We start from the raw sequence: 6,830 nt of genomic DNA on the forward strand, positions 1-6,830 counted from the left end.
CGCGTCCGCGCGCCCAGCCGTCCTCGATCGGTACTCCAGCAAGGCCCCGCACAGTGCTCGGGAAGCGTTTCGCCACAGAGCACCGGAGCGGGAAGCGGGGTTGTCTTGCGCATCATCGACCTGTCGTCGCCGATCGACGCGGCCGGCTGGGAGCCGGACCCGGTCGTGCACGAGACCATGACCCCCGCCGAGGGCGCCCGTCACATGAGCGAGGAGGTGCGGGAGCACTTCGGTCTGGTCCTCGACCCCGCCGACCTGCCCGGGGGTGAGCTGCTGTCCCTGGACACGCTCACGCTGACCACGCACACCGGCACGCACGTCGACGCGCCGTCGCACTACGGATCGGTCGGGGACTACGGCCCCCCGCGCCACATCGACCGGATGCCGCTGGACTGGTTCCTGCGCCCCGCCGTGGTGCTGGACATCAGCGACGTCGGTGTCGGCGTGGTCGGGGCGGAACGGGTGCGGCAGGAGCTGGAACGGCTCGACTACCACGTGCGGCCACTGGACATCGTCTTGTTCCACACCGGCGCCGCCCGGCACGCCGGAACCCCGGCCCTCTTCACCGACTTCACGGGGCTGGACGGCTCCGCCGTGGACTATTTGCTGGACCTCGGCGTGCGCGTGATCGGCACCGACGCCTGGAGCCTGGACGCACCGGTCGGCCACATGCTGGAGCGCTACCGCGAGACGGGCGACCCCTCGGTACTGTGGCCCGCGCACTTCGCCGGCCGCCGCACTGAGTACTGCCAGATCGAACGGCTTGGCCAACTGGACCTCCTGGAGCGACCGTTCGGCTTCCGTATCTGCTGCTTCCCGGTAAAAGTGGCTGGTGCGGGGGCGGGCTGGACCCGGGCCGTGGCCTTGATGGACGAGTGACCGGCGAGCGGCCCGTCCGGTTGCTCTGCTTCCCGCACGCGGGCGCCGGTGGCGCGGCCTTCGCCCGGTGGCAGTCGGTGTTCGGCGATCATCCGCAGGTCGTGCCACTGCCTCTGCCGGGCCGCGACACGCGAGCCGGGGAACCCCGCCTGACCGACCCGACTGCCCTGATGGACGATCTGCTGTGCCGGGCAGGCCCGCTGACCGACGCCCCCTACGCGCTCTACGGACACAGCCTGGGCGCACTGGTCGCCCACCACTTCGCCCACGAAGCCGCCACCGCCGGGTACCGCCCGCCCGTGTCGGTCGTCCTGGGCGCCGTCCAGCCGCCGCACCTGCCGTCCCCCCTGCTGCGCCACGAACTCCCCGCCGACGACAAGGCGGTGCTGCGTCGGTTGGTGTCCTGGGGGCTGCTGCCGGAGCGGGCGGCGCTGGAGGGCGAGGATACGGCCGGGCTCTGGCGCCGCCGGGTGCTGCCCGTGCTCCGGGACGACCTGCTGCTCGCCCACGCCCTGCGCGCCGGTGCGGCCGGCCCCCTGGACATGCCCGTGCTGGCCGTCGCCGGGCGAGCGGACACCCTCGCACCGCCCGGCCTGGTCGCCCAGTGGCGACAGTACGCGCCGGCGGGGTTCGCCCTGCGCACCGTGCCCGGCGGGCACTTCTTCGTCCGCGAGCGCCGGCTGCCCGAGCTGCTGGCCCGAGCCCTCGACGCGGCCGCTGCGGACGGCTGCGACGGGCGGCCCGTCATCCCACAGTCCACCATTGCGCCGTCCCGCCCCACGGCGGGCGGCCGAACCAGGAAAGGCGGCCGCCGTGCAGGCTCCGCAGTTCACAGTGATCAATACCTTCACCCTCAAGAACCCGGGGGACGCCGGGACTTTTGAGCGCCGCTTCCTCCAGCACGTCGCATGGATGCGGCAGCAAGAGGGTTTCGCCGCACACCAGGCGGTCCGCCTGACGGCCACGGCCGGTATCTACGTCAACGTCGGCTGGTGGGCGCGGGGCGAGGACTTCCAGCAGGTTCTCGCCAGCGCGACGTTCCAGGAACACGCCCGCGAGTTCCACCGGCTCGTGGACGTCGAGGCCGCACCCTCGCTCAGCGTGCTGCGCGGGGACGTCCCCGGGGACGCGCCCTCGGCGCTGACGGTCGAGCGGCTCACCCTGCCGGACGGCACCGGGACGGCCCCGGGGTTCGAGGCGGCCTACCGGGCCTATGCCGAGGCAGCCGCCCGCGTCGACGGCTTCCGCCACATCGACCTGACCAAGTCCCTCACGCAGAACGGGGTGTACACCGCCCTTGTCGCTTGGCGCGACGAACAGGCCCGCGAGAGAGGCGAGAACGTCCCCGAGTACGCCGCCCTCGCCTCTCTCGCCCGTCGGCACACCGAGCCGGCCGCGCCCCTCGCTGGCGACCGCGCCGGTCAGGAGGCGGCCGACCATGCCTGACCTCGGCCTCAGCGGCAAGGTGGCGGTGGTCACCGGAGGCACCCGCGGGGTCGGCCTGGCCATCGCCCGGAAACTCTGCGGCGAGGGCTGCCACACGGTCGTCACCTACGCACACAGCACGGAGGCGGCCGACTCCGCCCTCGGGCTCCTCTCCGGCCTGCCGGGCAAGGCCGTCGCACACCGGGCGGACATCACCAGGCCGGAATCGCTGGACGGTCTTCTGACGGCTGTGGGCGAGGAGTTCGGGCGAGTGGACATCTTCGTTCACAACGCCGCGACGTGGACGCCGGGACCCGCCGTGGGAGCCGACCCGGACACCGTGTACGCCGACGTCAGTGCCGCCCTCGACCCCCTGCTTCGCGGGGCCGGAGCCATCGCCCGGCTGATGGCGGGCGCTGCCGGCCGGGTGGTGGCCGTCTCCAGCAGCGGCGCCCACTCGGTGATCCCACGCTATGTGGGCCTGGGCGTGGCGAAGGCCGCACTGGAGAGCCTGGTGCGCTATCTCGCGGTGGAGTTGGCGGGAAGCGGGATCGCGGTCAACGCGGTCTCGACATCGAAGATCGACAAGGGGCGGGGCGACACCTCGCAGCCGGACGTCGCCGCCGCGCTCGCGGCCCGCACACCGGCAGGCCGGCTCACCACGCCCCAGGACATCGCCGACGCGGTGGCGCTGCTGTGCACCGCCGAGGCCGGCTGGATACAGGGCCAGGTGATCACCGCCGACGGCGGCCTGGCCCTGCGCGGCTAGGAGACGTGGAAAAAGTGACCAACGAAGACCGACGCCCCCCGCACTTGGAGCAGTACACCTCCGACGTCTGCGTGGTCGGTGCCGGCCCGGCCGGGCTGGTGCTGGCACTGCTGCTGCTGAAGTCCGGGGTAGCGGTCACCTTGCTCGAACGCACCCGCGCCCGGCAGCGGGAGTTCCGGGGCGAGATCCTCCAGCCGGGCGGGCAGAGCCTGCTGGACACGCTCGGTGTCCTGGCCGGTGCACGGGCGCGGGGCGCCCACGAACTGGGCCGCTTCCGGATGGTCGAGCGGGACCGCGTGCTGCTGGACATCGACTACCGGACGCTGCCACCCCCCTACGACCACCTGCTGAGCATCCCGCAGACACACGTGCTGGACGAACTCCTCTCCCGCTGTCGCACGTTCCGCGGATTCCGTTTTCTTTCCGGCCACCGGGTCAACGCCCTGCTGCACGAGGGGGCGGAGCCGGGCAGGGCCGTCGTCGGTGTCGTGGCGGACGGACCCTCGTGCTCCGTCGAGGTGCGCGCCCACTGCGTGGTCGCCGCCGACGGCCGCTTCTCGAAGGTCCGCCGACTGGCCGGGATCGCGGCCGGCCGGCGCGACTCCTTCTCCCAGGACGTGCTCTGGTTCAAGCTGGCCACCGGCGATCGCACCGAGGGCGGTCGATCCCCGCGCGATGTGCGGGTCTACCGGGCCGGTGGCAGCCCCGTCCTCGTCTACGACTCGTGGCCGGACCGCGTTCAGATCGGCTGGACCCTGCCGCACGGGGGCTACCGGGACGTGGCGGCCGCCGGACTGGAACACCTCAAGCACCAGCTGGCCGCAGCCGTGCCGCCGTACGCGGAGTTGGTCCACGAGCAGATCCGCTCCGCAGCCGACCTGTCGCTGCTGGACGTCTTCTCCGCCCGCGCCGAACGCTGGGTGCGGGACGGGCTGGTCCTCATCGGCGACGCCGCGCACACCCACAGCCCCATCGGTGCCCAGGGCATCAATCTGGCTGTCCAGGACGCGGCGGCGCTGCACCCGCTGCTGGTCGCCTCACTGGAGGCGAAGGACGCGGGCGCGGCCTTCCTGTCCGCCTTCGAACAGCGCCGGAGCCCCGACATCGAAAGCGTGATGCGACTCCAGACCCTGCAGAGCAAAGCCATGCTTTCGCACGGCGCCTTCGCCACCCGGGTCCGGCCCAGGCTCGCCCGGGCTCTCAGGCACACCCCCGTGTACCGCAAGGTGCTCGACCGCATCGCCTACGGGAACCGGGACATTCGCATCGCCAAGGAGTACTTCACGGACAGCCCCACGGCACAGGCGGAGGGGTGAAGACCGGATGCCAGACGTACACGGCCCGAATGGCGGATCTGATCCCGAGCAGGAAAGGCTCACACGCGGGGCTGACGCGAAAGGGTCCCCCAGGAACCACGCAGTGGGGCGGCTGGGACTCGAACCCAGGACCGACGGATTATGAGTCCGCTGCTCTAACCGGCTGAGCTACCGCCCCGTTGCGGCGCGTCGGGTGGACCCTGTCTGCGCCGTCTGCCGCAGCATAGCCGGTCATACGATCTCTCGCCTCGGATGGGGCCGACCTGCCGCGACACGCAGAAGGACCCCGGCGAACCGGGGTCCTTCGCTGTGCTCTCCCGACTGGACTCGAACCAGTAACCTGCCGGTTAACAGCCGGCTGCTCTGCCAATTGAGCTACAGGAGACCGAGCTCCCCCGACTGGACTCGAACCAGTAACCTGCCGGTTAACAGCCGGCTGCTCTGCCAATTGAGCTACAGGGGATCGACCTGCCGCAGCGGACGCGAGGCCCGCTGTGTGCGGTGTGCGCTCGCTGCGACTCATACATTAGCGCAAGCAGGGGGGTGCTTTGCCAATCGGTTGGGGCTGCGGCCCGGCTCACGGGGAACCCTCATCGGGACAGGCCGGTGCGCCGGGCGATGATCGGGCAAGATCACGTACGGGCAGACCGACGCAGACCGAACACGAGGGAAAGGGTGGCCGCCATCATGCGCTACCGGATCGCATTCGCCGCGGGCGCGGCCCTGGGCTACGTCCTGGGGACCAGGGCCGGGCGCGAACGCTACGAACAGCTCGCGAAGTACGCCCGGCAGGTCTCGCACAATCCGGCGGTGCGGAACGTGACCGAGACCGCCACGCAGCAGGGCCGGGTCGCGGCGGGGAAGGCGGTGCACGTCGTCTCGGTGAAGGTCGGCGACCGGCTTCCCGACTCCGTCTCGCGGCGGGTACGCGCCTTCGCGGGCAACGACCGCGGTGACGACTTCGGCTCCGGCTCCGGCACGGTCTGAGCCCGCGCGGTACGGGTGCGGGGCGTCCCCCGGGCCGGGGGACGCCCCGCCGCCGTAAGCCGCGCCGCCGTCCCGCACCCGTAAGCCGCGCCGCAGCCGTACGCCGCAGCCCGCCCCGTACCCGTACGCACCGCGCCGCCGCCGTACGTGCCCCGGAAGGCCCCCCGTCCCTTACGCCGTACGGCCGAGTGCGGTTCCGCCGGCCGAGTGCGGCACAATCCCCTGTCATGGGGATAGTCGCGGGACTGGACAGCTCGGCAGAGGCGACCCGGATCGTGGTGTGCGACGCGGACACCGGCGCCGTGCTCAAGCAGGGGTACGCCCCGCACCCCACCGAGGGTACGGAGCCGCACGAGAGCGATCCGCAGTCCTGGCTGCTCTCGCTGGGCGAGGCGGCCGGGGGCGGGGTGCTCGAAGGGGTGCGCGCGATCGGGGTCTCGGCGCAGCAGCACGCGCTCGTGCCGCTCGACGCGCAGGGCGCGACGGTGCGGCCCGCCCTCATCGGGACGGACAAGCGCATGCAGGCGACCGCCGCCGACCTCGCCGACGCGCTCGAAGGGGGCCGCCCCGCCTGGGCGGAGGCCGTCGGTTCCGTACCGGGCCCAGCCCACCAGGTCACCAAGCTGCGCTGGCTCGCCAGGAACGAGCCCGAGAACGCGGCGCGGACCGCGGCCGTGCTCCAGGCCCACGACTGGCTCGTGTGGCAGTTGCTCGGGCGCCCCACACGCCGCACGACCGACCGGGGCGGCGCCTCGGGCACCGGGTACTGGTCGGCGGGCGAGGGCGTGTGGCGTCCCGACCTCGCGGAACTCGCGCTCGGGCACCCCGTCGCGCTGCCCGAGGTGCTCGGCCCCTCCGAGGCCGCCGGGACGACGCCCGAGGGGCTGCTCATCGCGCCCGGGACCGGCGAGACGATGGCCGCCGCCTTCGGGCTCGGGGTGCGCGCGGGCGACGCGGTCGTCTCGCTCGGCGGCTCGGGCTCGGTCATGGCGGTCCACCACGAGGCGATCGGGGACGCGGCCGTGACCTCGCTCGCCGACGCGACCGGGATGCACCTGCCCGTGGTGCGGCTGCTCAACGCCGTACGGGTGCTGCGCGGCGCCGCGGAGCTGCTCGGCACCGACCTCGACGGGCTCTCCGCGCTCGCGCTCAAGTCGACGCCCGGCGCGCACGGCCTCGTCCTGCTGCCGTACCTCGCGGGCGAGCTCACGCCCGACCTGCCGTACACGGCGGGCACGCTCAGCGGGCTGCGGCGCGAGTCGATGCGGCCCGAGCACCTCGCGCGCGCGGCCTTCGAGGGGATGCTCTGCTCGGTCGCCGACGCGCTCGGCGTGCTGCGGGCGCGGGGGGTCGCGATCGAGCGGGTCTTCCTGCTGGGGTCGGCGGCCGGGCTGCCCGCCGTACGGGCCGTCGCCGCCTCGCTCTTCGCCGCGCGCGTCGTCGTGCCGCAGCCG

The 6,830-nt window shown here is 72.9% G+C and carries 7 protein-coding genes and 3 tRNA genes; 7 read left to right on the top strand and 3 right to left on the bottom strand.

Annotated elements, in window-relative coordinates; all coding sequences use genetic code 11:
* Positions 1 to 105 precede the first annotated feature (105 nt).
* From G3I42_RS34260 to G3I42_RS34280, 5 genes are read left to right on the top strand one after another with little or no spacing between them, the layout of a single operon-like run.
* Positions 106 to 879, top strand: coding sequence for a cyclase family protein (locus G3I42_RS34260; protein ID WP_164291556.1), 774 nt, complete (start codon positions 106 to 108; stop codon positions 877 to 879).
* Positions 876 to 1,763 (top strand): thioesterase domain-containing protein, encoded by an 888-nt coding sequence (locus tag G3I42_RS34265; RefSeq protein ID WP_164291557.1) that lies wholly within the window; start codon positions 876 to 878, stop codon positions 1,761 to 1,763. Before G3I42_RS34260 ends, G3I42_RS34265 begins: the two co-directional genes overlap by 4 nt.
* On the top strand, positions 1,714 to 2,325 hold the full coding sequence (locus tag G3I42_RS34270) for an antibiotic biosynthesis monooxygenase (protein ID WP_164291558.1): 612 nt from the start codon (positions 1,714 to 1,716) through the stop codon (positions 2,323 to 2,325). Before G3I42_RS34265 ends, G3I42_RS34270 begins: the two co-directional genes overlap by 50 nt.
* Positions 2,318 to 3,073, top strand: coding sequence for an SDR family oxidoreductase (locus tag G3I42_RS34275; protein ID WP_164291559.1), 756 nt, complete (start codon positions 2,318 to 2,320; stop codon positions 3,071 to 3,073). Before G3I42_RS34270 ends, G3I42_RS34275 begins: the two co-directional genes overlap by 8 nt.
* 14 nt (positions 3,074 to 3,087) lie before the next feature.
* A complete protein-coding gene (locus G3I42_RS34280; protein WP_343244742.1) occupies positions 3,088 to 4,389 on the top strand; it encodes an FAD-dependent monooxygenase in 1,302 nt (433 codons plus the stop codon).
* 104 nt (positions 4,390 to 4,493) lie between these two features.
* On the opposite strand, the gene G3I42_RS34285 is transcribed toward G3I42_RS34280, so the two are convergent.
* The 3 genes from G3I42_RS34285 to G3I42_RS34295 all read right to left on the bottom strand — a co-directional run bounded on the left by G3I42_RS34285 (position 4,494) and on the right by G3I42_RS34295 (position 4,852).
* Positions 4,494 to 4,567: transfer RNA gene (locus tag G3I42_RS34285), tRNA-Ile, on the bottom strand.
* A 134-nt stretch (positions 4,568 to 4,701) separates the two neighbouring features.
* Positions 4,702 to 4,774 (bottom strand) — tRNA-Asn (locus tag G3I42_RS34290).
* A 5-nt stretch (positions 4,775 to 4,779) separates the two neighbouring features.
* A tRNA-Asn gene (locus tag G3I42_RS34295) sits at positions 4,780 to 4,852 on the bottom strand.
* 224 nt (positions 4,853 to 5,076) lie between these two features.
* Between G3I42_RS34295 and G3I42_RS34300 the strand changes: the two genes are divergently transcribed.
* Together G3I42_RS34300 and G3I42_RS34305 are read left to right on the top strand one after the other, a co-directional pair.
* Complete coding sequence (locus G3I42_RS34300) at positions 5,077 to 5,376, top strand: hypothetical protein (protein ID WP_164291565.1); 300 nt, start codon at positions 5,077 to 5,079, stop codon at positions 5,374 to 5,376.
* A gap of 227 nt (positions 5,377 to 5,603) precedes the next feature.
* The coding region (locus G3I42_RS34305) for an FGGY family carbohydrate kinase (protein ID WP_164291560.1) at positions 5,604 to 6,830 on the top strand (1,227 nt) is incomplete at its 3' end.

It is taken from the genome of Streptomyces sp. SID11385 (assembly GCF_010548245.1).
Classification (GTDB): domain Bacteria; phylum Actinomycetota; class Actinomycetes; order Streptomycetales; family Streptomycetaceae; genus Streptomyces.

What these genes read in the sequence shown, in the direction of transcription:
- G3I42_RS34300 (WP_164291565.1), top strand. Translation starts at nt 5,077, where the DNA reads ATGCGCTACCGGATCGCATTCGCCGCGGGCGCGGCCCTGGGCTACGTC.
- G3I42_RS34275 (WP_164291559.1), top strand. Translation starts at nt 2,318, where the DNA reads ATGCCTGACCTCGGCCTCAGCGGCAAGGTGGCGGTGGTCACCGGAGGC.